25 protein-coding genes, 1 tRNA gene, 1 other RNA gene and 1 pseudogene are annotated in these 26,346 nt (G+C 47.5%); 8 read left to right on the forward strand and 20 right to left on the reverse strand.

Going from position 1 to position 26,346, the window contains the following annotated elements; translation table 11 throughout:
- Positions 1–64: 64 nt before the first annotated feature.
- Together EKM75_RS01705 and EKM75_RS01710 are read right to left on the reverse strand one after the other, a co-directional pair.
- The gene (locus EKM75_RS01705; RefSeq protein WP_125691514.1) at positions 65–1,537 is read right to left on the reverse strand and encodes a sensor histidine kinase; all 1,473 of its coding nucleotides are present in this window, start codon (positions 1,535–1,537) and stop codon (positions 65–67) included.
- Positions 1,534–2,268, reverse strand: coding sequence for a response regulator transcription factor (locus tag EKM75_RS01710; protein WP_125691516.1), 735 nt, complete (start codon positions 2,266–2,268; stop codon positions 1,534–1,536). Before EKM75_RS01710 ends, EKM75_RS01705 begins: the two co-directional genes overlap by 4 nt.
- Positions 2,269–2,543: 275 nt before the next feature.
- Between EKM75_RS01710 and ssrA the strand changes: the two genes are divergently transcribed.
- Positions 2,544–2,914: a transfer-messenger RNA gene (gene ssrA / locus EKM75_RS01715) on the forward strand.
- Positions 2,915–3,143: 229 nt separating this feature from the next.
- Here ssrA and EKM75_RS01720 read toward each other — a convergent pair.
- The 5 genes from EKM75_RS01720 to EKM75_RS01740 all read right to left on the reverse strand — a co-directional run bounded on the left by EKM75_RS01720 (position 3,144) and on the right by EKM75_RS01740 (position 8,754).
- Entirely contained in the window at positions 3,144–4,508 is a 1,365-nt protein-coding gene (locus EKM75_RS01720) for a M20/M25/M40 family metallo-hydrolase (RefSeq protein ID WP_125691518.1), read from the reverse strand.
- 179 nt (positions 4,509–4,687) lie between these two features.
- Positions 4,688–5,620 carry a sigma factor regulator N-terminal domain-containing protein gene (locus EKM75_RS01725; RefSeq protein WP_125691520.1) on the reverse strand — a complete coding sequence of 311 codons (933 nt, stop codon included), beginning with the start codon at positions 5,618–5,620 and terminating at the stop codon, positions 4,688–4,690.
- Entirely contained in the window at positions 5,617–6,096 is a 480-nt protein-coding gene (locus EKM75_RS01730) for an RNA polymerase sigma factor (protein WP_125691523.1), read from the reverse strand. Before EKM75_RS01730 ends, EKM75_RS01725 begins: the two co-directional genes overlap by 4 nt.
- Positions 6,097–6,734: 638 nt before the next feature.
- Positions 6,735–8,123: a class II fumarate hydratase gene (locus EKM75_RS01735; RefSeq protein ID WP_125691525.1), complete on the reverse strand. Its 1,389-nt coding sequence runs from the start codon at positions 8,121–8,123 to the stop codon at positions 6,735–6,737.
- Positions 8,124–8,259: 136 nt separating this feature from the next.
- On the reverse strand, positions 8,260–8,754 hold the full coding sequence (locus EKM75_RS01740; RefSeq protein ID WP_125691527.1) for an alcohol dehydrogenase: 495 nt from the start codon (positions 8,752–8,754) through the stop codon (positions 8,260–8,262).
- Between the two features lie 216 nt (positions 8,755–8,970).
- Between EKM75_RS01740 and EKM75_RS01745 the strand changes: the two genes are divergently transcribed.
- A complete protein-coding gene (locus EKM75_RS01745) occupies positions 8,971–9,342 on the forward strand; it encodes a DUF1304 domain-containing protein (RefSeq protein ID WP_125691529.1) in 372 nt (123 codons plus the stop codon).
- A 506-nt stretch (positions 9,343–9,848) separates the two neighbouring features.
- On the opposite strand, the gene EKM75_RS01750 is transcribed toward EKM75_RS01745, so the two are convergent.
- Positions 9,849–10,028 carry a hypothetical protein gene (locus EKM75_RS01750; RefSeq protein WP_125691531.1) on the reverse strand — a complete coding sequence of 60 codons (180 nt, stop codon included), beginning with the start codon at positions 10,026–10,028 and terminating at the stop codon, positions 9,849–9,851.
- Between the two features lie 390 nt (positions 10,029–10,418).
- On the opposite strand from EKM75_RS01750, the gene EKM75_RS01755 reads away from it, so the two are divergent.
- Entirely contained in the window at positions 10,419–10,868 is a 450-nt protein-coding gene (locus EKM75_RS01755; RefSeq protein ID WP_125691533.1) for an OsmC family protein, read from the forward strand.
- Positions 10,869–10,930: 62 nt separating this feature from the next.
- Here EKM75_RS01755 and EKM75_RS12685 read toward each other — a convergent pair whose 3' ends face one another.
- Positions 10,931–11,104 carry a hypothetical protein gene (locus EKM75_RS12685; RefSeq protein ID WP_164508698.1) on the reverse strand — a complete coding sequence of 58 codons (174 nt, stop codon included), beginning with the start codon at positions 11,102–11,104 and terminating at the stop codon, positions 10,931–10,933.
- A gap of 63 nt (positions 11,105–11,167) precedes the next feature.
- Positions 11,168–11,611 carry a MarR family winged helix-turn-helix transcriptional regulator gene (locus EKM75_RS01760; RefSeq protein ID WP_125691535.1) on the reverse strand — a complete coding sequence of 148 codons (444 nt, stop codon included), beginning with the start codon at positions 11,609–11,611 and terminating at the stop codon, positions 11,168–11,170.
- A gap of 142 nt (positions 11,612–11,753) precedes the next feature.
- Here EKM75_RS01760 and EKM75_RS01765 point away from each other — a divergent pair, with 142 nt between their 5' ends.
- The 5 genes from EKM75_RS01765 (at position 11,754) to ppx (ending at position 18,125) form a co-directional block, all read left to right on the forward strand.
- Positions 11,754–12,347 (forward strand): DUF5067 domain-containing protein, encoded by a 594-nt coding sequence (locus tag EKM75_RS01765; protein ID WP_125691537.1) that lies wholly within the window; start codon positions 11,754–11,756, stop codon positions 12,345–12,347.
- A 301-nt stretch (positions 12,348–12,648) separates the two neighbouring features.
- Positions 12,649–13,470, forward strand: a complete 822-nt coding sequence (locus EKM75_RS01770) for a LicD family protein (RefSeq protein WP_125691539.1) — start codon at positions 12,649–12,651, stop codon at positions 13,468–13,470.
- Positions 13,471–13,497: 27 nt separating this feature from the next.
- Complete coding sequence (locus tag EKM75_RS01775; RefSeq protein ID WP_125691541.1) at positions 13,498–15,027, forward strand: Ppx/GppA phosphatase family protein; 1,530 nt, start codon at positions 13,498–13,500, stop codon at positions 15,025–15,027.
- 2 nt (positions 15,028–15,029) lie between these two features.
- A complete protein-coding gene (locus EKM75_RS01780; RefSeq protein ID WP_263853482.1) occupies positions 15,030–17,189 on the forward strand; it encodes an RNA degradosome polyphosphate kinase in 2,160 nt (719 codons plus the stop codon).
- Positions 17,190–18,125, forward strand: coding sequence for an exopolyphosphatase (gene ppx, locus EKM75_RS01785; protein ID WP_125691545.1), 936 nt, complete (start codon positions 17,190–17,192; stop codon positions 18,123–18,125). It abuts the gene before it with no gap.
- Positions 18,126–18,312: 187 nt separating this feature from the next.
- Here ppx and EKM75_RS12845 read toward each other — a convergent pair.
- The 10 genes and pseudogenes from EKM75_RS12845 to EKM75_RS01830 form a co-directional block, all read right to left on the reverse strand.
- Positions 18,313–18,443 (reverse strand): annotated as a pseudogene (locus EKM75_RS12845) (ISL3-like element ISP1 family transposase); the annotation flags it as partial.
- Positions 18,444–18,577: 134 nt separating this feature from the next.
- Positions 18,578–19,336 carry an ABC transporter ATP-binding protein gene (locus tag EKM75_RS01790; RefSeq protein WP_125691547.1) on the reverse strand — a complete coding sequence of 253 codons (759 nt, stop codon included), beginning with the start codon at positions 19,334–19,336 and terminating at the stop codon, positions 18,578–18,580.
- Entirely contained in the window at positions 19,317–20,285 is a 969-nt protein-coding gene (locus tag EKM75_RS01795; protein ID WP_125691549.1) for an iron ABC transporter permease, read from the reverse strand. The genes EKM75_RS01790 and EKM75_RS01795 overlap by 20 nt, the downstream gene beginning before the upstream one ends.
- The gene (gene isdE, locus EKM75_RS01800; protein WP_125691551.1) at positions 20,282–21,175 is read right to left on the reverse strand and encodes a heme ABC transporter substrate-binding protein IsdE; all 894 of its coding nucleotides are present in this window, start codon (positions 21,173–21,175) and stop codon (positions 20,282–20,284) included. Before isdE ends, EKM75_RS01795 begins: the two co-directional genes overlap by 4 nt.
- 14 nt (positions 21,176–21,189) lie before the next feature.
- Positions 21,190–21,948, reverse strand: coding sequence for an NEAT domain-containing protein (locus EKM75_RS01805; protein WP_125691553.1), 759 nt, complete (start codon positions 21,946–21,948; stop codon positions 21,190–21,192).
- On the reverse strand, positions 21,941–23,116 hold the full coding sequence (locus EKM75_RS01810) for an NEAT domain-containing protein (protein ID WP_225426624.1): 1,176 nt from the start codon (positions 23,114–23,116) through the stop codon (positions 21,941–21,943). The genes EKM75_RS01805 and EKM75_RS01810 overlap by 8 nt, the downstream gene beginning before the upstream one ends.
- A gap of 68 nt (positions 23,117–23,184) precedes the next feature.
- Entirely contained in the window at positions 23,185–23,901 is a 717-nt protein-coding gene (locus EKM75_RS01815) for an NEAT domain-containing protein (protein ID WP_125691555.1), read from the reverse strand.
- 212 nt (positions 23,902–24,113) lie between these two features.
- Positions 24,114–24,185, reverse strand: a tRNA-Asn gene (locus tag EKM75_RS01820).
- Positions 24,186–24,261: 76 nt separating this feature from the next.
- Entirely contained in the window at positions 24,262–24,570 is a 309-nt protein-coding gene (locus tag EKM75_RS01825) for a hypothetical protein (protein ID WP_125691614.1), read from the reverse strand.
- Between the two features lie 463 nt (positions 24,571–25,033).
- Positions 25,034–26,119, reverse strand: a complete 1,086-nt coding sequence (locus tag EKM75_RS01830; RefSeq protein WP_125691557.1) for an ABC transporter ATP-binding protein — start codon at positions 26,117–26,119, stop codon at positions 25,034–25,036.
- Positions 26,120–26,346 lie beyond the last annotated feature (227 nt).

Below are 26,346 nucleotides of genomic sequence, written 5' to 3' on the forward strand. Positions count from 1 at the left end.
TGGCTGGTCGTGAAACACAGCCGTTAGTTTTCAGCGACAAGTAGCGGTAACCATCTGCCTAGTTTTAGCTTTCATCAGTTCGTGCACGTTCTGAGTTTGTCTGATGTTGATCTGGAAAGATCACCGTAAACGTGGTGCCAACATTTTCTTTACTCGTCACACTGATCTTGCCGTGATGCAGTTGGACCAACTGGTGGACGATGGACAAGCCCAAACCGGATTCACCGTACTTGGTATTTTTCCGTGACGGGTCTGCCTTATAGTACCGTTCCCAGATATTTTGTAGTTGTTCCTCAGACATCCCCATCCCATCATCAGCCACTTTCACAATGGTCTCTTCGTAGCCCCGTTGCGCAGAAATGGTGACGTGTCCGTGCTGGGTGAATTGAATGGCATTTTGGGTAATGTTAAACATAATCTGTACGAACCGGTCATAATCAGCGTAAACTTCAATTTCCTTGGGAGCCTGCAACTCCAGGTAATCCCCACTGTCTTCCGCCTTTTGCTTTAGCTGTTCCACGATGTTATGCAAGGCATCCACCGCATTGAATTCATGCAAGTTTAAAGCAATCTGGTTGGAACGAATCTTCTCGTAATCCAGATTCTCATTAACGAGCCGAATCAGACGACTGGTTTCACTTCGCATCAACGCAATACTTTCTTCTTTGCTGTCTTCCGGAATCGCGTCATACGCCATTCCCTCAAGCAAGCCATTGATGGTGGTCAGCGGGGTCCGCATTTCATGAGAAGCGTTGGCCATGAACTCTCGCCGACGCTCCTCTTGTCGTTGAATTTCCTCTTGCGAGTCTTTCAACGAATGAGCCATCCCGTTAAAGTCATTGATCAAGTCATCAATTTCATCCCGATTGCGACTGGCCATTTGCACATCATAGTTCCCCTTGGCAACCTGATTGGTTGCTTTCCGCAACCGATTGATTCGGGAGGTGTAGTACCGCGCCAAGATGTAACTGGCCACGATGGCCACCAAACAGGAAACTAGCAAGGAACGAATCAAGTTTCGATTGATCTGGTTCACGTTGGTATTGATGTCGGAGACGAACGCCCCCATGACAACTACGGCCACCAATTTGTGATTGTAAAAATAAGGTTTCATGACCTCAGTCATGGCTGGACTGACCCGTCCATTCTTATTACGCACCTGCCGATCGACCACTTTGTGAATAATCTGATTATTTTTAAGTTTCTTCCAATCAGACTTATTGATGGGTTGTTGATAAACGTTCGCCGGAAAAACAATCTTGTTCGTAGCACTATAGATGGTCGTGCTGACGGCCTGGTTTTGCAGGAGCTGCTCACTATTCTCCAACGCCGTCGTATCAAAATTAACGGTACGAGGATCCTGCGAGCTGATCCGCAACGACTGTTCAATCAAACTGTTTGAATACTTTTCCAGTGAATTCCACGTGTTACTGTACACCATGTGCCGCGTCATTTGGGAATATGAAACCCCCATCAGGACCAAGATAATGGTGATGGCTGCAAAGAATCCTAACATTTGTTGGTACATTAACTTCATTGTTGATCTGCTCCACTATCATCAAATTTGTAACCGACACCCCAAACGGTTTGAATAACTTGGGGGCCAACCTTTTCAATCTTTTGTCGTAATTTCTTAATGTGCGCATCAACTGTCCGCTCGTCGCCGTAGTACTCATAGTCCCAAACCAGCTGGAGCAATTGCTCTCTGGAAAAGACCTGACGCGGTTTTTGCGCCAGAGTTTTGAGTAAATCAAACTCCTTAGGGGTCAATTCCTGAATCTGATGACCATTCAGGTAAGCCTCGCGGGTCTTCGTATTGAGCTTAAAATTCTCAGTAACGACGTCAAAGGCCTCCGTATCGTTCAGCGGTGCACTTTCCGCCGTTTTTGCCACAGCTCCTAATCCAGCCCGGCGATGAAGGGCCTTAATTCTAGCAATCAGTGTAATTGGACTAAAGGGCTTCGTGACATAATCATCAGCCCCCATCTCCAACCCCAACACTTGGTCGCTCTCGGAATCTCGAGCAGTGAGCATGATGATCGGCACTGTCGGCGATAACTTACGAATCTCCGCACTGACTTGCATCCCATCCATACCGGGCAAGTTCAGATCCAAAGTGACCATATCCCAGTCGTTGGGAGCGGCCGCAAACATTTCAACCGCTTCATTGCCATCATAGGCAAATTGGGCGTCCCACTGCTCCTTCTTAAAAAACATTGACATCATTTGTGATACTGAGTGGTTGTCTTCAATCATTAATAACTTCATTGCATCCTCCAAAGATTCTCGTGTCATGTCATCGGAGCCGGCAAAAGTTCGTGAACATGGGTACTCTGAAACTAACAGGCTCATCGGAAATAGTCATGATGGAACCATGAAGTTTCTGTAACTTTTGACCGGTTACTTGGTTTAATGGCTATGAGGCTTTCTCAACTACCTATTATACTATACTGCTCAAGGCATTAATGCCTTAATTTAAGCCCGAATAAGCGAAATTCTTTGCAGGGCGTGGCAGGTATGGTAAACTTAATTAGTATCGTCATGGGGCCGTTCTGGATTCGACTGGTATAGGTTGAACCTTGACTGCGCGTCGTAGCGGCATCTACGTTAAAAGGTCCAGTTTATTATAACTGCAAAAAATAATAACAATTCTTACGCTTTAGCTGCTTAATAGGCGCTTAACGTAGATCCTCCTAGGCTTGCCCGCGGTCTAGATCTGGGTCCTAAATTTAACGGGCTTACGCTAACGGCTCCCACCTGAAGTACGTTAGAAGAGATGAATCAGGTTAGCTGAGTATGTGGGCCCTGACAGGCGGCAAGTTATTCAGTGAAACTATAAGTAGTCTGCCTATGCGTGTAGACGTTAAGGTGGCAATATGCTAGGACGCGGGTTCGATCCCCGCCGGCTCCATCTAAACGCCAGAAATGACTTAACCTATGACGAGAAAAACCACGTTCCCTCGGGAGCGTGGCTTTTTTGTGCTCTGTGACTGAAAAATCCCTGATTTAGCACGGTTTGTTCACCCAAAAATAGCTAATTAACATCTAAACTTAAAATCTTTTCTTCCATTAAATATGTGATTCACTGAACGATGGAACGTTATCATTCATCAGACCTCTCCTTCATGATCATTCACAACTTCCTAGCCTTCACCAAATGCCCGAATGAATCTAGCGGTGTATTCCCCCGCCTGTAAGTAATCAGCCACTCGGATGTTTTCATTTGGCGCGTGGGCCCCAGAACCTGACCAGGTGGATCCGAACGCCACGATTGGTGTCTGAATTGCCTCATCAAATGGTGCTTGCGGCCCAGTTCCGGCAGAGTTTGGAACTAATTTCACAGAATTACCATAAACTTCATGAGCAGTTGCCACCGCTGTCTGGACCAGTTCATCCGTTAAGTCAGAGCGAAATGGTTTCTCACCCAGTAAGTAGTTAACCTTGACATCGGAAAAACCGTTGACCGTCAACTGCTGTTGAATCAATTCTGCTAGCTTATGTGGATCCTGATTTGGTACTAGTCGACAGTCTAGCTTAGCCTTCGCAAACTTAGGCAAAACGGTCTTAACCCCATCGCCCTCGTAGCCGCTGGTCAACCCATTAATGGTCATGGTCGTTGCGTTGATCAGTGCTGTGGTTGGTTCATCGATCACTAATGGTGCTGTCAGCCCGAATGTCTTCCGAGTTTGCTCTTCGTTAAAGTTCATCTCATCCACAGCAGTCTGCTCAACCGGTGTCAGTGACCGAACATCATCGTAGAAACCATCTACTAAGACTTCATTCTTCGGACCACGTAAGGAAGCTAACGCTCGGGTCAACCGCCAAGCAGCGTTGTCAGCGTAGGCTGCCAGTGAAGAATGTAAATCCACCGCTGCCGTCTGAACGGTAAGTTCAAAACTCATGATACCCTTCACGCCACAGGTGATGGCAAAATTCTCGTCGGCATCCTTACCACCAGTTTCCCAGACGAGGCCATCAGCAGCCAAGTCAGCAGCGTGTTTGACGGTCATCTGAGGAATATGACGACTACCGATCTCTTCTTCCCCCTCAACGACAAACTTGAGGTTGCATGGTAACCCACCGCTACGTTGCAAAGCTTTCACGGCAGACAAGCGTAGCATGAGTTCACCTTTATCATCCGAAACGCCGCGGGCAATGTACTTTCCAGCCACTTCGGTTAATTTGAAAGGTTCGGTTTGCCACTCATCCAACGGTTCTGGCGGCTGAACGTCATAATGGTTATAGAAGAGTAACGTCTTGTCAGCGTTCCCCCGTGGCCCTGCTGGTAGCGTGGCAAAAACAAACGGATTACTGCCAGGTACATCCCGCCACACCGAGACTTCGGCACCCAACTCCTGAAACGCTGACTCTAGAAAGGTAACGGTCTCCTCAATACCTTTATTTTGTGCGGATACCGTTTCAATCTTTAGATAATCCGCTAAACGTTGATGATCCTCTTCTAAAGCCGCTGTCACGGCCGTTTTCAATTTGTCCGTACTTTCTGACATACGCCACACTCCTTTTTACGTCAAAAGCACCCTCAGTCAAATTTCCCGACTGAAGGCGCCATTGCGGTTACCCACCGTTTATCCAGGAAATATCCTGACATAAACCTATTCTTGAAAACTAACTTGTCATTTACATTAATCTTTGATGAGTAAAAAGTCAAGGAATTCTCATTGAATACTCATTTTACTGGTGTGCGGGTCTGATAGATGCCAACTGAACTGTTGGCGATCCAAGTCGCTTTTAGCAACGGCTTAAACGCTTCGCTATTTCCCGTAACGATGAGGCCAGCAAACTTGGCCGTCCGTAATTTAGGATATTGCTTAGCGTACTGATCAGCAAACTTGAAAATATTAACGTCATCATAGCTCAAACCCAGGTCATGCTGATGGGCATAAACTAAGCCTTGATGAAAACCCCGATAATCATCCTCATTCAGTGTCCCGGCTGCGTTTTGAACATTCAAGCCAAACAAATTATTATCCATAAAGGTTGGGTCGGCCTTCTTCTCCACCCCAATCCAATACCAGGCTGGATGGACCCCTTTTGGCAGCCGTTGTTGAATGGTAGCGTAACTCAGTGGTTCCTTGAAGGTAACCCCCATCTCAACCACAGCATTTCGTTGATCCGCAATTCTTTGCAAATCGTGAGCTGGTTTCTCCGCCGCCTTTTTCAAACGTGGATTGTAAAACACGGGTACTTTTTGCTGGGTCTCCCGATCATAGACAGCACCACTAGTCCCATTGGATTCAACAGCGTTCATATTCCCCGATATATGAGAACCGTCCAACCAGGAATACGTTGCCGTGAGCGATGACCAGGGAACGTGAACCCCTTCGACATCCTTGAATCGTCGGTTAAAAACCTGTCCCCCAAGCAGGGAGGTATCCTTCAATCGCAACTCACTAGTTTGGATATTAGGCGCCATAATTTGCGAAACCATTTCTAGATAGTTCATCTGTGCATTAGATTCATTGGCTGCCTTCATTTGCGTTAATTTATAACTACCGATGGCCACCAACAGCAACACAACTAGGACAATCATAACCGTACCAATCCAACGAAAGATTTTTACCCGTAGTGCCAACCGCCGAAACTTCTTTCCTTCGTTCAATCCCCATCACTCCTCATTACTTTTTCTAGTTTGCGATGAACACGATGTAACCGCATCTTAACCGTCCCTGGTCGCACACCCAACCGCGCAGCCACTTCCGCTACGGATAAAGCCTCTTCATAGCGGAGCAACAATAAGGAAATCTCCCGCGAGGACAGTCGTGTCAAAGCTAATGCCAAACCGGTCTCAATCGGTATATTACCAACAGTTTCCAGCATTGGTCGTAAGTAGTTTTGAACAATTTCGGCGTAACGCTGGCGCCGACGATACCCGTCCAGATACGTTGACCAGGCCACCCGATACATATACGGTCGTAATTTATCAGGTGGTAAAATTAACTGCATTTCCAATAATTTAACAAATACATCCTGCACCACGTCAGCCGCAATCTCTCGATCAGCGCCCCGGTTGATCAGGTAACCTCGAATTTCAACTGCTAGTTCACCGACCAGCCGTTCATAAGCCTGTAACCGCATGTCTGCCCCCTTTCACTAGTGATAACGAACGAGTTGGCAAAAGGTAACACCTATTTTCAAAAAAACACGTAATCGCAGTATACCTGAAAATAACGGCAAAAAAATAGTGACCGCCAATCAGGTCACTATCCGTTGTAAATTCAATTAAATTTGACTCTTTTACTTAAAATTAGCCTCACCCAGCCACCTGCTGCACTCAGAGATTCCGCCCGCTGTGGGGAACGCCTACGGTCTGAGAAGCGGTCCTTCGGCTCGGTTTGAAGCCTGGAAAACCACCAGTCTCCAAACACGTCCCACGCTGTAAGCCGAAAATCGGCTAACACCGTCGACACAGCAGGCTCCACCTCCGACCACCTTCGGTTAAACGGGTTCTTGAAAACTAAGCTAGCTTAAATGCCTGAATGACAGCACTTACGCAATATTATTGGCGCGCCACTGGGTAGCCGGGAGTGAACCAAATTTGGACTCAGCCGTGGGATTTTCAAGTGATTTTCTTGAAAATGGCGATTTGAAGACGTGCTTTGCGGCTTCAAGCGAGGGACAAGACCGTCCTTTGGCTTGTCCCGTCCTTCCCACCGCGTTCCAGTCCAAATTTGGCGAACGGTAAGGCACAAGAACCCACTAGATTGCCTAAACGATCAGTTTCTAGTTCGATTGTTATTCGTCATTGCTAAGGGATCGACCCATTCATCAAACTGAGCCGCCGTCACTTTCCCAGACTGGATAGCAGCAGCTCGTAAAGTTGTCCCCTCTCGCTCAGCCTGCTGGGCAATTTCAGCGCTAGCATGATACCCAATGTGGGGCGAGAGAGCCGTCACCGTCATCAAGGACTGATCAACCAGTTCGGTCATCCGATCCGCATTAACAGTGAGTCCATGAATCAATTTGGTGGTAAAACTGGCAATCGTCCCGCTCAAAAGGTCCGTCGACTCCAAGAAAGTGGCAATGATGACTGGTTTATAAACGTTCAATTCAAAATTCCCCTGGGAAGCTGCCATGGAGATCGTCACATCGTTGCCCATCACCCGTGTCGCCGCCATGGTCAGTGCTTCTGCTTGAGTGGGATTGACCTTGCCAGGCATGATTGAAGATCCCGGCTCGTTGGCGGGAATGTTTAATTCATTGTAGCCAGCCCGCGGGCCACTGGCCAAGAATCGAATGTCGTTGGCAATTTTCAATAGGTCACCGGCTAGCGTTCGAATAGCCCCGTGAACGACGGTTAAGCCGGAATGAGCAGCTAATCCAAAAAATTTATTTGTATCCGCAGTAAACGTCTGCTGATAGGCTTGGCTCAGCTCGGCGGCTACTGCGGCGGCAAATCCGGGAGCCGCATTTAATCCCGTCCCAACAGCCGTCCCACCGATTGGTAATTCCCCCAGCGTTGGTGCTAACGAGGTTAGGTAATCACGATCATGTTGCAAAGTGCTGACCCACCCACTGATTTCCTGACCAAAGGTTAACGGCGTGGCATCCTGCAAATGTGTCCGCCCAATCTTGACTACTTGCCAATATTCCTGTTGCTTCGTCTGTAATTCCGTTATCAACGTATCCAACTGTGTAACTAGTTTAGTAACGGCCACGGTTGACGTCACGGCCATCGCCGTTGGAAAGGTATCGTTGGAACTCTGACCACGATTCACATCATCATTGGGTAAAACCCCGCTTGTCGGATCGTACGTCACGGTTTGGTGGGCAATTACTTCATTGACGTTCATATTCGTCTGCGTGCCGGACCCCGTCTGATAGACCCGCAGCGGAAAGTCCTGCTGCAGTTGACTATCAGACAAATTTAACAGGTCCTCCGTGGCCCGAATAATCAATTGGGCCTTGGCCATTTGAATCTCTCCCAAGTCCCGGTTGGCAATGGCAGCTGCCCGCTTAAGCTGCAATAACGCGCGAATCAGGACCATTGGCATTAACGGTCCCGTCGTAAAGTTGTGGCGACTACGCTCCGTCTGGGGGCCCCACAGAGCCTTAGCCGGGACCTTAACCGTCCCCAATGTATCCGCTTCTTCACGATAATCCATCTTTCCTCTTCCTCTCTAAAACCTGATTACGTTCAATATACCGGGTGGTCCTGGTAACGTCAATCAATCCACCAAAAAAGCCGACCCCGCAGGATCGACCACTTGGCTTCTATTATTTGCTGGTTAATCCGCTGAATTAGCCTTCAACGGAGGCTTTCATTTGAACATCATCACTTTTAGCCAGTTGTTGTTCCGCCTGCTTACGCGCCGCAACGGCATCGTAGAAGTCGGTAAAGGTCTGGTTTAAGATGTAACGTCCGTGGTAGAACAAGCGAGCGGCCCATTTACCAGAACGCTTATCAAAACTCACACCGATAACACCGGAAATGTTTCGGGAACTGATCTTAGTCAATGCAGCAACGTTGGAGCCATTCACCAATGGGAGGTTCATGGCATTGCCGATTTGCTTACGGGTCCGGGGATCCTTAGTCAATCGTTCCTTACTAATGTCACGACGATAACAGCCGCAACTAACCGTGATACCATGGCGCAAGCGGTAGCTGTCCACCGCCACTAAATTGCCACAAGAACATTTACACAACCAGGTTGCGTTGCCGTTCTTAGCGGTACCGTCACGACGAATAACCGTCAGTCTGCCGAATTGTTCGCCAGTTAAGTCTAGGAGTCTCATGGGTAATTCCTCCATTCAAAATTTCAAATAGGTCTGTCGTTCTGCCGTTCTCCCCGTGAATGAACTGAGTTCCCCTGACAAAAACATCCTCACTTAATTATTCTACACGCCAAACTAAAATTTAGCTTAAAGTTTTAAACATTTTGTCGTTCAATGGGTAATGACCCACACCGTTAAGTTATACTATAACTAATCACTAGAAAGAAGGCAATAATTATGATTTTAATCAGTACAATCTTAATTAATTTAATCGGTCTCGAGCACGTATTCATCATGTGCCTAGAAATCTGGGGGAAACCTGAAACACAGGCTAAGGTATTTGGTATGCCCCTCAGCTTTGTTAAACAAGCCCCTGCGAAGGCAGCCTTAGGTAATATGGGAATTTACAACGGGATGCTGGGCTTCTTAATTTTAGCCAGTCAACGTGTCCTAACCACCGAACCACGTTTGATCATTAACTCACTTTTGATGATTTTTGTCGTAATTGTGGCCCTTTTCGGTGCCTTCACCGTTAAAAAGGAGATATTTTGGCTGCAAGGAATGCCGGCGTTACTGACGTTTTTCGTTTTACTAATCTTAATCTTTTAAAAGAATCTTGTGTTTTACGGTTTACAGGTCTTGCTCACCACGTTATAATGTAGGTACATATTCAGGTGAGAGCCTGCCACGGAACTTCAATCGTTGGAGGAGTTAATTGACATTTTGCCATTATTAACACCATTGAAGCCGTACACATACTTCTATTCTGCTGGTTGCGTCCATTCGTAACTAGCTTTTTTTATGGTCTTTTTTAGAGCAAGAATCCCATCACCTGCCGCATGTCGGGTGATGGGATTGTTTAAGTTATTTAACGCTTTGATCCCAAAGTAATCAGGGACCAACACTTTTCTACATTTGACTAGCAGCCAGCCACAGATGAATCATGTGGTAAATAACCAGCGCCATCGTCCCAACAAATAAACCTCCGCCAAGATAATACAGATAATACATCACTGGATGTTTCATCCTATTGCCCCCTCGTCGACCTTCATTGTTCTAAGCCTACCATGGGTGCGTTCTGTGACTGTACTGTGGGTCTTAGTACCTGTACTAGACTAACTAACTGAAGAAACTTCTCGACGTTGAGCAGCAGCAATAATAGCCTCCTGTTCAGCAATCGTAGCCGTAAACCGGGTCATCATTTCACGTTCGACTACCTGGGCACCGTGCTGTTGCGCTCGCCAACTGATCATCTGAAACTTCTTGCGCTCGTTTGACAGCTCTTCCGTTAACATTTGGCTCCCCCCAAACTCTAATCGCCAGTGTTCTCTTACTTGTCCCCTACATTATAACAAATTATTTTAGCCGGTCTACCCCAAATGGATAAAAAATACAAAAAATTTACATAAACCCGTTTACTTACATTGCCCGCTATGACGCTATTACTATTAGCTTGTAAATCCATTTACGGATAATTCGTTGACGGTTTATTATATGATTGGTATAGGTATGCCGTGCAACCGGTTGACCGCTAGCCATTCCTTAACTTTGTGCAACAGTTTAATCAGTCAATAGTCAGTGGTTTAGCTCTATAGAAAACCCTTACATTTATACAGCGAATTCATTGTTTTTTACCTGAAAACAGCGTAATCTAGAGGTAAATATAAGGAAAGAAGTTGACCTCTTTGGCCATTGACCGTAAAAAATTTCCACCACTGTACCGAACCGTTGCTATCAATGATGACGGCCTTGAAAGTCACTCCTACGTTCCCGGTGGCCTGGATGTACTGACCAGCACCCCACTCAATGACCAACCGGGAGCAAATCCAGAACAATTCATTGGTTTGGCACTCAGCACCTGCCTCAATGCTACGTTGGAGGCAATTGAAAAACGTCGTGACCTGCCCCACACCTCGCAAGTTCACACGATTGTTGAAATGGCTCGGGACCAGCGTGGTTTTCAATTTTACGTAACCGCTCAGATTCGCCTGCCTGGCGTTGATCAAGAAACCGCTGAAGCAATGGTTGATCTAGCTGAACGGCGGTGTCCCGTTGCCAAACTATTGGGTGGTAGCGAAAATGTTCACGTTGAGCTCGTTAAGGAGTTCTCACCGGTTCCTACAGTGACTGAATAATTAGTCCGAAAAAAATGGGCCACACTCCCTAACTCAGTTAGGGTCGTGTGGTCCATTTTTCGTTAGCGTCGGCTTAAACGTTCTCTTAGTCGTTCCCACCACGAGCGTTGGGTGGATTCACCATACACAAAAGACCGTGGATGCCGTGACGCCCGCTTGTCATCGTGGCCATCATCCATGAAGACAATCTTGCGCCAGCGCTTTGCTTCCTCATCACTCATGCGCTTTTTGCTCATTGACTTCAATCTCCTTCTTACCACCGCGGTTAGTCCGTGGCGTTTACTCTCTTAAACCGTTCACTACTTTTTCATCCGTGTCACTTGACTAAAGTCTTGAATAAACTGCAAGATTTGCCGAGCACGGTCGTCACCGTAAACGTCGACCCATCCCTGAAACCGTTTATTGATTCGCTGTCGGATAACCCGTTCAGCCTTGGCTCCCTCGGGCGTTGCTAATAAGTACAGCCGTCGCCGATCATTTTCATCTGGTCGCTGCTGTAGATAGCCTTGCTTCAACAATACTTTGATCTGCCGTGAGATAGCGCTGCGGGTCACTTGCCGCTTACTGGCAATGTCCATCAGCGTCACGTGTTCATTACGGGTTACGTCCCGCAGAATCAAGTATTGCTCAAACGACAAGTGAAACTCTTTAGCCGGTTCCGAAACGAACTCGTCCAAATACTTGAGTGAATTCATGTAGACGTCGATAAAAGCGTCCAACAAAGGTTGTTCTTGCTCAACCATAATTACCCACCTACATTTCTCAAAATACGATTTTTATCTTAGCATTTACGCCCACTAAATACCAGCTTTTTCGCGCTACATAACCGGTGCTCTGGACCAACCTATGCTAAAATATAGGTAAGCAAACCGAGGGGGAAAATGCATGATGTCACACGTAAAATTTATCACAGTAATTAGCAGTCTGTTGCTCCTAGCTGGTTGCGGTACCGTCAACAAATCCGGTGCCACTAAACCATCCAGTCAACAGGAACCGGCCACCACTAAAAGTAGCGGTCAATCGCATAAAACCAGCACCAGTCACACTAGTAGTTCGGCTAGCTCGCACAAGCAAGCCAAGACCGCAACCTTTGCCAATCAGACTTTCACGATTAAAGACGTCGCCTTCAAACTGACTGCCGACAAGATTACCACCAGTGCCACCGCTAACCGGAATCTGTTCGTTCTCTATTATACCGTAACCAACAACGGAACGCGCGATGTCGTGCCTAGTGACCTGTGGCAATCCGCGGTCAGTGCCACCCAGAATGGCAAAAAATTGGGGACTGGGAACCTAGCATTTACGACCAGCCAAACCCAGGATAACAACAAACTCAATCGTACCGTCATGCCAGTAAAGCCCGGCCAGACGGTCACCGGCTTGGCTACGTTCGAACCCAAAGGTAACCAAACGATTACGGTAATCTTTAAGGATACCCACAACCAGATTGTTCACCAGAGCACCTATCCTTTAAACTAACTTAACAATTCCGTGGGCTGGTAACAACTTCCGGTAGACGCGGGCGGTGGTCGGTTGTGAGGGACGGTGAAAGCCATAGTACGGTCTTTCACCTCGACTTTGAGCCGCGTAAAAACCACACTGCTGACCACCACCCCATCTACTTCCCATACCAGCTCTCAGAATCATGACGACCACTCTATAAAACCAACCTCTTAAGATTTCATCAAGGATGACCAAATCAAAAATAATTTTATAAGGCAATCCGCTTCGAACCGCCAAGAACCCGTATCACCAATCTCGTACCCGAAAGGACACCTCTATGCCGCAATTGATCGATCGAATTCATCAAGTTGAACTGGGTAATCTGGAACAGTTTATTCAGCTCTGTGACGAACTACATCTGCCTTACTTTTTAATGGGCGGTTCACTTCTGGGCGCTATTCGCCACCAGGGGTTCATTCCCTGGGATGACGATGTGGACGTTGGCCTGCTGCGCGCCGATTACGACCGGCTCTTGGCAGCTGCGCCAGCCGCCTTGGCTGGAACCCACTATTTTCTCCAGACACCCGCGAGTGATGAGAATTACGCCCTCAGCTATGCTAAGTTGCTAGACCGTAACACTTACATCGAAGAGAAAAATAATGTCAATAACGCCCGCAAAGGCATCTTCATTGACATCTTCCCTTTGGACCGGATTCCAGACGACCTCGCTGACCAGCGCGAACAACTCACTAAATTTCAAATTTTAAATACGCGGTTACTGTTCCAACTGCGCTATCACCTGGTCGACAATCCCTTACGTAAATTACAGAATCCACTTAACGCGGACCAATTGGCTGAGGCCCAGTCGCTCAAGGCCGAACGGCAAGCCGTTATGACACAGTATCAAGCACAATCACAACTGACCCAGGTTAAGAATTTGGCCTCTCAGTACAGCTATACCAAAGAGGTACTCACCGTTGCGGAGGTCACCAACCTAACCGCCGTTCCGTTTGAGCATTTGACGGTTCAGGTGCCGGCTGACTATGCTAACATTTTGACGCGTATGTATGGCGATTACCTGCAACTTCCACCTGAAAACCAACGAACCGAAAAACACTTGGATCGGGTCATCATGGACAATCAGGTATTCACTGATTAAAAACTAACTCAGAAAGTAGATGATTTTATGGCTGACGATTATTTTGGCGCAATGCTTGTAAATGTTTCTAGTCTCGAACTGTCGATCGTGAACTTAAAGACCGGCACCCAAACGGAACGGGTCAAGTCGACTGTCGCTATTGGGGAAAATATTTACAACCATGAAGAAATCAACTTTAAAAACGTGGCGGACGCCGCCGAGGCCTTACGAGGCTTCATGCAAGTCATTAAGGACTACGGCGTCACCCACTATGAACTGTGGGGCTCGCAAGCCCTCTCTTCAGCACCCAATGCTGAGTTCATTCGTGATCAACTCTTCGTCCGGACTGGTCTCCACATCAAATGGCTATCACTCGGACAGGAGTCCTTCGTCCGTAATGAAGCGATTGCCCTGCACTTTGATCAATATCACGACTTAGTCAAAGACCACGCTGCAATTATTGGGATGAACTCTGGTAGCACCACACTGTCCTTCTTCGCCGACGATGCCCTAGTTGCTTCACACAACATGAAGCTTGGACCAGTTCGAATCAAAGAAGTGCTCCAAACCTTACGGGCCACTGCACCTAACCCTGTCGATGTCCTGGACGACTACATTAATAGCAAGGTCGATGACTTTTATCGCTTCTTGCCAGACAATCTGCAAACAACACCCAACGAGGTCATTTTGATTGGCGCCGCCCCGCTCAATACCTACTTTATCCCCCGGGGACAGGTCAGTTACACGCTGACGCTCAAGGAATTTTCCAAGTTTGCTCACGAGGTATCCGGGGCCTCCAATCAATTCTTAATGGAACGGCTCCACCTTAGTGAAGAAAACGTTGAGATCATTCTCCCAGTAGTTCTCTTGATTAAGAAACTCCTAACCGTGGTTCATGCAAAAGAGCTCCACCTAGTCAACCTGAACGTGCTGGAGGGGTTAACTACTGACCGGGCGATTGCGGCTGGCTACCACAAATATCACTTTGAAAACCAAATTCTGGCGGCGGCTGACGATCTCGCCCGACGTTACCGAGTCGAACCCAAACATATGGAACTCGTTCGGCGCTTTGCCTTGCACCTCTTCGATCAACTGCGACCACTGCATCATCTCACTACTCGCGATCGACTGCTGCTCCAGGTTGCCAGCATTGTCCACGATATTGGCGGGTTCATTGACACCCATGAGCATTATTTTCACTCAGACTACGTCCTTAAACAATCGGAAATGTTGGGGCTTTCCGCCGAAGAAATTCAAATCATCGCAGCGGTATCCCGCTATCACAGTACCCGCACACCGGGTGAGGACCTCGCCCACTTCCGCTTGTTGAGTCCAGAAAAACGACTGACCGTGGCCAAGCTGTCCGCCATGTTGCGGTTGGCCGATGCGCTAGATGATGCGCACCAACAAACCATTCAAAAAATTTCAGTTTCCCTGCGAACCAATAAGGTCATCATCACCGTCTACAGCGATGACGAACTTTCCCTAATCCGGTGGGCCTTTAATTTCAAGGCCGAATTCTTTACGGACGTCTTTGGCTTACAGCCCGTCTTAAAACAAAGGAGGTTACACAAATGACGTTGGATTTTACAAAACCTAAGTACTACACCAATCGAGAACTCAGTTGGCTCGACTTTAATGATCGGGTCCTTGAAGAAGCTCGCGACAAAGCGAACCCCTTACTCGAACGGGTCCGATTCTTAGGGATTACACAGAGTAACGTTGATGAATTTTTCATGGTCCGCGTCGCCTCGCTGTCTAAGCTGGCCGCCGTTAACTACCCCAAGCCAGACGCCTCCGGAATGACTGCTGAGGATCAATTACTAGCAGTCAACGCTAAGGCACACGACCAGGTGATCAAACAATACTCGACCCTCAATCGGATGCTGTTGCCCGCGCTAGCAAATTTGAACGTTCACTTATTAACGCCGGACAACTTATCCGCTCAGCAATCCCACTTCATTGAAAAATACTTCAACGATGAAATTTCACCAGCACTGACGCCCATGGCGGTCGACAGCTCCCGGCCCTTCCCGTTCATTGGCAATAACACCTTAAATATCGCCATGCGCCTTTTCAAAAACGGTGACAAGAAAGACCGACGCTTTGCAACGGTTCAAGTGCCAGAAATCTTCCCCCGTACCGTCCGGCTCCCTGGTGCTGACAATGATTTCATCCTATTAGAAGACATTATCAAAACCTTCATCGGAAACCTCTTCATTGGCTATAAAGTCAAGGAAGCTGCCAATTATCGGGTAATCCGGGATATGGACTTGGACGTGGCCGAAGAGGATACGTCCGACCTGTTAAAGGAAGTTGAACATCAACTCAAGAAGCGTGAGCATGGGAGTGCTGTTCGGTTGGAAGTCGAATCTGGTATCAGCCAGTCCCTGCGGAAACGCCTAACCGCTGCCATCAAGATCGACGACTATGCCGTCTACGAAATTGGTGGTCCTATCGATTTAACTTTTCTCAGCAAGCTCACCAAGCAGATCAGTGGTCATGCTGAAGAAAGCTACCCCGCCTTTAAGTCGGCTGAGGTTCCTGGCCTCCAACACGATGACGACATTTTCAAGACTATTCGGCAACACGATGTCCTGGTTCATCACCCATTTGACTCCTTCTCGGCCGTAACGGAACTGATTCGCCAAGCTGCCTGTGACGACGGTGTTCTGGCCATTAAAATGACCCTGTACCGGGTTTCGGCTAACTCACCAATTATTAAATACCTCGGGAGTGCCGCTCAAAATGGCAAACAGGTCACCGTTCTAGTCGAAGTCAAGGCACGTTTCGATGAAGAGAATAACGTCCACTGGGCCCAACAACTGGAAAAGATGGGCTGTCACGTTATCTACGGGCTAATCGGGTTGAAGACCCACTGTAAGTTGGCCTTGATCGTTCGGCGGGAACCTGATGGAATTCGACGTTACATGCACATGGGTACTGGGAACTATAACGACGTTACCGCCCACTTCTATACTGACTTAGGCCTCATGACCACCAACACTGATATGGGAATCGACGCCTCCAACATTTTCAACATGTTATCTGGCTATTCGGAACCCCCTTACTTCCATCAACTTCACATGTCACCTGATGGAATTCGCGACTTCATCGTATCTAAAATCGATCAGGAAATTGCCAACGTCAAGGGTGGGCAACCGGCCTGGATTGAAATGAAGATGAACTCTCTCTCTGATTCCGCCATGATTGCCAAGCTCTATGAGGCCTCCAATGCGGGCGTCCAAATCAAGCTCATCGTCCGAGGTATCTGCTGTCTGAACGTGGGCATCCCCGAGTTGAGTGAACATATTGAAGTCCACTCCATTGTCGGTCGCTTCCTAGAACACAGCCGGATTTATGGCTTTGCTAACGCTGGCGATCCCCAAGTTTACCTGTCCAGTGCCGACCTCATGACACGAAACCTCAATCGGCGGGTGGAACTACTCTTCCCAATTTTAAAGGATGACCTGCGGCAACGGGTCTTTGACATTTTCTCAACGCTCTGGCATGATAACGTCAAGACACGTGTCCTGACGCCTGACCGAACGTTCACCCGGGTGGACCGGCGGGGTCTAGAACCACTGGATGCGCAAGAAGAATTCATGCAGCAAGCTGAGCAAAAAACAGCCGCGAACACGACCCGGCAACCTAAAGAAACGAACGCGCCGCGCCAGTTCAAGCCAATGCTCAGTCCCAAGAACCAACCCAAATCCCCCATTGATCGGAGTATTGAATAAATGGAAAATTTAGTCGTTATTGACTTAGGCTCCAACTCGGTTCGTATGACCATTAGTGAAATTGATGAAGCCGGTACCCCCAATACCGTCAACCAAGTCAAACGCTACGTCCGCCTCTCAGAAAACATGGGGGCCGAACAAGTCTTACAACCCGAAGCTATCGACCGAACACTTGAAGCTTTACGTGAATTTAAAAAAATCTACACTGAATTAGACGCGCCCCAAATCAAGGCGGTTGCCACGGCAGCCGTTCGCCAGGCCAGCAATCAAAAACAATTTTTGAAACTGGTCAAAGATGAACTTGATCTCACGTTCGACGTCATCTCTGGGACCACCGAGGCCCGCTATGACTACCTAGGGGTCGTGCATACGCTGTCAATCATCAACGGCTTGCTAGTCGACACTGGTGGTGCTTCTTCTGAACTCATTCTGGTTCAAAACAGACAGATGAAACACGTTGTCTCAATTCCACTGGGTTCGGTGACCCTGTCACAGGCCTACCTGGAAAGCGACAAGGTCCAGGCTGACTCGCTGTTTTCAGCGATGACTTTCGTGAACAACGTCTTCAACGATGTCTGGTGGTTGAACGAGGCGAAGAACCTCCCCGTCATTGGATTAGGTGGCGCCAACCGGACGTTAGCCAAGATCAACCGGCGAAATAAAAACTTCCTGAATTTTGAAGATGTTCACGGATATAAACTCGGTGCCGATGACGTGTACGCTACCCTCACCCAACTACTCGGTCTCAACCTAGCCGAACGGAAGAAGGTCCCTGGGCTCTCCAAGGACCGGGCCGACATCATTATTGGCGGGTTGATTCCCGTAGCCCTACTGATGCGGTTGCTAGACTCACAACAGATTACTTTCTCCAATGCCGGTCTGCGTGACGGTATTTTATTTGAACGCATTGAACAGATTAAATCAGCGATTGATTAGTTGTCCATTAATACACGTCTAAATTAGGCTGAAGACCACATGTGGTCTTCAGCCTATGTGGTACTCCGTTACCGATTACTCGTGTGACCGACATGAATAGCTCAACTACCCCCCAATCAGGGACTAGATTTTTATGGCTCTTTGTTTTGTCAACTGGCATTGATGAAGGAAACTTAAGAGGTCCAATTCACTTTTGAATTGGACCTCTTTTATGTATTCTAATCTTGAACGCGATTTGAATTCGGCAACTAACGTTTATCCAATTTCGATAGCCCAAACGGTGCGCATTATTTGCTCTCCCTTACGATTGACGCCTTCTGTATGGGATTGTTGGAAACAAGTTTATGATTACAAGCAAAAAAAGATGATGAGCACCAATACTCACCACCCTCTGAGTTATCATCTAAAATCATTTGCTAAATATCTGCTATTTCAAACTCAGTAGCTTGGGGTCACTCTGGTAATTGCACAATATAGGGACCCAATTTTGGGACCTCAACGATTTCTACTGCCGTCTTAAACGTTTGCGCCAACAACGGCGCCGTTCTTAATTCAGCTGGCGTCCCGCACTTAATCAACTGACCGTCCTGCAATAGCCACAGCCAATCACTGATCCGGAAGGCCTGGTTAATATCGTGAAGTACCTGAATGACTGTCATCCCCCGCGAAGCCAATTCTCGGAGCTGAGCCATCAACGCTTGTTGATAGTGCACATCCAAGTAAGTCGTCGGCTCATCCAAGAGGAGTACCCGCGGTTCCTGGGCTAACGCAGCGGCTAACCAAACCCGCTGCTGTTGCCCCCCCGAGAGGTTCTGAATCAAGTCGTCCGCCAGGTTGGTGAGTCCATTGACTTCAAGATACGGGTCCACTTCTGCGGGGGGTACCTGAGACAATAAACCGTGATAGGGTAATCGGCCAGTTGCCACCACTTCACGGACCGTTAATTCATCAAATAATTCATGCTGCTGAGTCACTAGCGCCACTTGCTGGGCAAATTGGCGATCAGATAAGTCGTAACTATCCTTACCGCCTACCAACACCTTGCCTTGCTGGGGTTGTAACCGCCGAGCCAAAACGTTGAGTAACGTCGACTTCCCCGCACCGTTAGGTCCAATGATCGTTGTGACCTGGCCCTCAGGAAAATGGCCAGATAGATCCACCAAGCCCGTTGATTGCTGGGGGTATTGGTAACTAATGTGTTGACATTCCATGTAGAACTCGCCCCCGTTGTAAGAGAATAATCACAAACGGTCCACCAATGATGGCCATCATCGTTGCCGCAGAAATCTCACTAGGCACAATCACCGTCCGACCCAGCGTATCCGCAGCTAACATCAACCAAGCACCAGCCAACATCGAAAATGGCAGAAGCGTTTGGTAATCATGTCCCACGAGACGCCGTGCGACGTTGGGGACCACGATTCCGACAAAGGGAATGGTCCCCACGATGGCCGTCACACTGGTCGCTAAGTAGGTGGCTAACAGCAGTAGGCTCCATCGAAGAACGCTAACGGGAATACCAACGTTTCTAAGGGCATCATCGGGTAATTTAAGGTAATTAGCCCAGGGTGCTAGTATCAGTGCCACAAAGAGTCCTGAGACCCCTAGAATGAGCAGAATCGTCGTGTCAGCCCACGTCATGGCATTGAAGGTACTCTGACTGACCTGGGTGGCACCACTACTCAACAACTGCTGTAAGCCCACGAACGTGGCATCTAACGCCACCCCGACAATAATCAGGCGATACGGATTACTAAGAGCCTTACCGCTGGTTAAAATCATCAACGCTACCAAGCCACCCAGAATGGCCATCACCCAGGAACGCCCAGGTAACCAGGGAATCAGCATCGCCCCACCTAATTTGAAGAAGTCCGCTGCTGAGCTGATTCCTAAGATACTCGGGTCAGCAATGGGGTTGCGAAAAACTGCTTGAAAAAGGGCACCAGCAACTGCCAGGCTCCCCCCACAGATCAGACTGCTTAAGATCCGGGGAACCCGCAAGGAAAAGACCGTGGTAAAATCGCGACTGGCCGGCGCCCCCACAGTTCTTCCCAACTGGCCCAAACTGATCCAAGTGGTGCCCGCCATTAAAGCTACCAAGATGGTAATGCACAACAGAATCAGAACCCCGCCATACCACCTACCTGCGTGTTTTTTCATGTGGTTGCCTCCTTCGGATACAGCCACTGACTGACTTGATTCAAGGCTGCCACAACGTTCATATTCGCCGTGGCATCAAACGTCGGTTCGTGTAAGTCATAGACGCGATGTTGTTTAACCGCCGCGGTCTTGGCCCACATACCATTTTGCTTGAACTCCTGCTTAAACTGTTGGGTCACCATTGCTGGCATGGCGTGTTCCAACCGCAAGATCACCTGTGGATTGGCCTTTTGAATGGCTTCTTCGTTCGGTTGTAAGTATTCCTGTTTCGGCTGAGCAAACACATTTTGACCGCCAGCTAATTGCACTAAATCGCCTACATAGGAATGATTGGTCGCCACCATATAATTGGCACCGGGTAACCCCATCAAAACGAGTACCCGTGGCGCTTGCCGGTGCTTAGCCCGCCGTTGGGCCCGTTGCTTGGCCTGCTTGATCAGTCGCACCTGCTTGGCAGCGGCTGATTGTCGATCATATTTTTTCCCTAACCGTGTTAACGTCTTCTCAAGATTAGCAACGCTGGTGAGATCGAGAAAATGCGGCGTAACATGTTGTTCTTTAAAGGCTTTCCCAAACTGATCATCCAGTGTCGTCACCGAGTACACCGCCGTTGGTTTTAACGACGTGATTTTTTCTACACTAGGATTCATGGGATTCCCCACTCTAGTCACGTGTTGATACTGCTTCGGTAATTTATTTTGAGTCGTTGGTACCCCAACTAGTGGTAACTTCAGTTTATCTGCAATCTGAACGATAGCGTAGGTGGTGGCAACGATGCGTGGCTGAGCCTGCTTTTGCCGTTGCTTTTGCCACGCAATTCCACCGCCAACGATACCCAACACAACCAGAACAGCCAACGTGATCAGTCCAATTTTTCGTGGATTTTGCATATGAGACCGACCTCCTAATGACGTCCGAAGTACCACCAGCTACCACCACCAACCAGGACAACGATTGCCACAATCCCACCAATCAGGCCACCCCAGTGAGTCTTTTGAGCGGGAACTTTAGCGGCGCTGTCCGCTTCCTGATTTTTGGCCTTAGAAGAAGTCCTGGATCGATGACTGGCACTCGTGGTAGAACTAGTAGCGGCTTTAGAACTCGTTGCGGACGGTTTGGTGGTGCTGGCCGAACTAGCTGACGTCTTTTCTGATGCAGATGTTGAGTCCGCTTTGGTAGTTGCCGGCGCCGTCGTCGTTGTTTTAGCGGTCGACGTGTTGAGTGCCGGCAACCCCTTTGTTTGAAACTTAAACGAAATATTGTGCTTAGCCTTATAAACTTTGGGCACATAGATCGATAGCTTCGCATTGATTCGGGACTTCAGACTCGTGGTCGTAAATGAATAGTAAAGATGGGAATTTCCAGCAGCGTCCTTTTTCTTCTGAACGTTCTGCGGGGCTTGTCCATTCACTGAGGTCACCGTGACCGGCCAACTGGTCAATTTTTTGGCCGTTTTGATGTCCATGGTTACAACGTACGCGTGGTTCTTAACCGCCACCTTGGCTGGGCGAACAAAATACCCACTCGCCATTGACGTTTGATTGGTACCGTACTTCAGTGCCGAATAGCTGATAGCTTGCGCGTGCGCAGTCGCTGGCTTAACCCAGTAAACGCCAATGCCAACCATCCAGAGAATCAGGAGCAAGTTTAGAAATTTACGCATGGCGCTTACCTCCCCAGATAATTAGCGTTCCCAACAGAACACTCCCCACTAGGGTTGCCAGTAAATTGTTTTGGTGACCAGTCTCTGGCAGCTTAGCTGCACTAGTCGTGTGGTTAACAGCCGGGGCCGCAGCGGACTTTGCCACCGTCTTCTTGGGCAACGCACTTACATTAGCTGCTGACGCCAGGTCGGCGGCACCGCTCGCTGCAAACCGAAAGCGCACTGGAAACGTTTGACTAATGTTCAGTGCGGGCACCGTCACGTGGATCTTACCGGGAATCAGGCGCTTGGTCAGGTCCCGTAGACTTGAAATTGTAAAGGTATAAGACATCGTATAATTGCTACCACTCTGACCATAGCTGATATTTTGCGGCGACTGGCCGTTAATGGCTTCTGGTACAACTGCTCGCGAACCCAATTTTAATGACTTCGCGTACTTCACGTTTAATGTAACTTGATAGCCATTCTTGGTTGGGACCACTTTGGCAACGTCTGTATAGTACTGATCAGCATCAGACTTCTTCATTTTATCGCCTTGGATCACCTGATATTTCCAGTATTCTGCTGACTTGGTTGCCGGTTGAGAAACGCCAGAAGTTGCTGTAGTACTCTTGGTCGTTGGCGCCTTCGGCTGACAAACTGCTGAATGACTACGCGAACTAGCTGTAGCTTTCACCAACTTCTCCGCTTGGCTTAACAAATTAGCTGCTGTGGCGTCCGTTGAAACCGATTTGGCCTGTTTCCAGTCAAGCGTCATCCGAGCTGACTCCTTCATTGCTCCCATTGGCGTTGTCAAATTAAAAGAAGTTGTCAATGGACTGACTGGCTTGGCCAAGCTAAATTGATAAATCGCTTGGCTATCGAGCGTCTTCGCTAAAGTCAACGTTGTCCCAGCGACCTTCATTGACTTGATATACTGTTCACCGTTCGACGTGATCATCACAGTATACTGACCATGCTGCACGCGAACTACAGCCATTCCACCAAAGAAGGCATTAGCTGATGAAGTGTCACTGGAATCGGATTTGATAATTTTCATAGGTACCTGATAGATGCCATCGTCTAGGGTCGTCGCAGCATGGGCGCCTTGTGATTGGCTGAAACTCACCGCAACGATACCCAGCATCAGTAATCCTACGACTTGTAGAAATCGTCTAAATCGTTGCATTATTGCTCCCCCATTTCTTTATTTGAATACGCAAAAAATCACTACCGACCTGGCAGTGATTTTTTCACTTACTTAACGGTAACGGTCTTCGTTACGGTCCTGTAGCCGGCCTTAGAAGCAGTAACCTTTAACTTCCAGCTCTTCTTAACGGCCTTCTTCAGTTTGACCGTGTAAGCCTTCTTTTTACTTGTCACTTTACCTAAAGTCTTAGTACCATGCTTAACGGTGACTTTAGCACCCTTAGTCGTGGTCCCAGTAACTTTCTTAGCCTTAGCCTTAATCTTCTTCGTACTTAACTTCACCTTAGTCGTTGCCGCTAACGAACTCGTCTTAAACTTAAGCGTGGCGGATTCCTTCATAATTTGCGGCATGTTGGGAATGCTCAAAGAAAAACCAATGGTCTGACTCTTTTTCAAATTAACATTACTGAACGTATAAACGTTCCCGGTCGAAGACTTGGTCACCTTCGCCTGTTTGCCACCCAGTGTAATTGATTGAATCATTTGGTTAGCCGCTGCTGTGGTCTTCAAGGCCACTGACGTCTTCTTGTTTTTGGCAACCACATTTGCCTTCAAATTAAAGTAAGCGGCCGCATCAGAAGGCGTACTGGTTCCCGTCTTGAAAATACTGTAAGCCACACTATACTTTCCGTTTGCGAGTTTAGCCGCATTCAGACTAGCAGCTTGCGCAGTTGGCGTTGGCGTAACTACCTGACTCAAAGGAATACCAGCACCCGCACCTGACAACATTAACAAGGCACTCAAAATAGTTAAGGATTTTTTCATAAGTATAACTCCCTCCAAAAAGTTAAAATATGTAGTTATGTGAATCCGCTTTCATAGTAGCACGATTACTAGTTGAGTACCACATTTTTGCGCCCCATTTATTAAAAAAAGTACGGGTTGGGATAACTTTTGACTTATCGTCTGCTAAATGAATTTGCCAATCAATTGTACAAAAAAAGTTCAGGATTATTTATCCTGAACCTACTTAGCGACTGCTCCGGCTGGGATCGAACCAGCGACCTCTTGATTAACAGTCAATTATTCTACCGCTGAACTACGGAGCAAGAATTGCTATGAATTAGTTATAACACGCATTCAGGGGTAAAACAAGTGAATTATGAAATTTTTATGAGATTTTTTCTAACCAATATGATTTTCGTGCAGAATAGCTTGAACTTCATCTTGAACTTCTGCTGGTTTTTCCCACTCCTGAAAAGTTTTAAAATCCTCCTCTGGCATGGTGTAATGCTCATTAACATAGTCTTCATAGGCTTGGACGTGAGGCGTATGGGCAATGTTCAACTGAAGAATGCGAACTTGCTTGATCAATCCTCGTTCTACGGCTAATTCCGCCCGACCATTTTGAACCATATTGCTGACTTCCATATACTTACTACCGTCCAGTCGGGTAATTTCCTCGATTAATGTAAATACTTCGTGACTTTTCATCACTACTCACCTCCGCACAATTTCCTATTATACCGTGATTTTAAACAAAACAAAACCACTACCAGGGAATGGCAGTGGTCGGCATAAGAGAGAAAGAGAATTGATTAGAAGGTAATTATTAATACCTTACGTGTATAATATACCGACATTTGTAAGCGCTGTCAACTGCTTTCTGAAAATAATTATAGCTTTTACCGATTTTTTTATTAAAAGGTGGGCTATGCCAACGTTTGCGACGGTTGAAAAGAATTTATTTTCCTTACCCACTCCCTAGTGGTCTGAAAATTGCATAAAAAAGAGGCCGGGCACACGATCCCGGCCTCACCATTTAGTTCTTCACCAAATGAGAGATAAACCTCTATTCGATTCATTGGGAAATCTAATAAAGGGGTAAATAAATGGTAACTTAAAGATAACACGATAAATGATAAAAATCTATCTGTTTTCTTATTATTTTCTAATTCTACTTAACGGCTGACGTCTTGTTGGCATCATGTAGAACCGTCTCTGGATGCACAATATTACTTGGGTGCTGCAAGACATCCCCCAGCGAATGACCCGAAACGTTGACCAGACACGTCAGAACGAACAGGACCCCCACGGCTAACGTCAGAATACGATTGCCCCAGCTCATCTTTTCGCTGATAACGGATCCATAGAAGCTCTTCTTCACCTCGGCAGCAACGTTGCTATCGTTAGGCTCTGCCTGTTGCCGCTCTTCAGTAACTTGTTGCTGATAAGCATCAATGTCAAAGGACTTCTGATTGGCCTTCATTTGACGCTGGAAGTGCTTCTTCTCAGCCTTAGTCTGACCCTTGAACCACTTCGTAAACTCGCGGTAGTGCTTTACGACGTCCTTCGTGGCCCCCAATTCCTTCAATGTTCCATAGTGGATCCAGGCAACCCGGTCACACAAGATTTCAATTTGCTTCAAGGAGTGACTGACAAAGACAATGGTCTTCCCTTCATCCTTGAATTCAGCAATCTTGTCCACACACTTTTGGTAGAAGGTATCATCCCCAACGGACAACGCTTCATCAATGATTAAAATGTCTGGGTTAACGTGCACGGCGATGGAGAACCCCAGCCGGGACTTCATCCCTGAAGAGTAGCTCTTAACAGGCTGATACAGAAAATCACCAATATCCGCAAAGGACACGATATCATCCATCAAGGCATCGATCTCTGGGTTGGTAAGTCCTTGCATCAAGGCCTTCAAGCGAATATTTTCCAGCCCCGTTAAGTTACCCCGCAGGCCTGCACCAATGGCGATGATTGAGGTGTCGCCTCGAACTTCGACCTCCCCAGTTGTTTGGGGAATAATTCCGGAAATGATGTTTGAGAGCGTCGACTTACCGGAACCGTTGACCCCGATTAAGCCTAACGTTTCACCGGACTTCACTTCTAGTGAAATTCCCATCAGTGACCAGAAATGAGGCACTGTCGAATTCCGTAAGGAGAAAAACGCCCGCAATTTTTCGGCCTGACTCTTATATAGGTCGTATTCCTTGGTGACGTTTTGAACTTTGATTTTGTAAGAATTATCCATGAATTAAACTTCCTAACTCAGTTTTTACGTTACCTGTGCCGCCCGTCAATAGAACCGGGCTTAGTCTGTTGTATTATACCAAAGATTTAGCGTTAGTGGGAACTTTCTACCCAGACTTAGACTTTTCTTTAGACCAAAATAGACAGCAGATTAGCCTGCCAACACTAACGTCAGTGGTCGATAAAACCTGGTCCTGGATAGTTGATTGTTTGGATTAAACGGAACCA

The sequence above is a fragment of the Levilactobacillus tongjiangensis genome, from assembly GCF_003946345.1.
GTDB lineage: Bacteria > Bacillota > Bacilli > Lactobacillales > Lactobacillaceae > Levilactobacillus > Levilactobacillus tongjiangensis.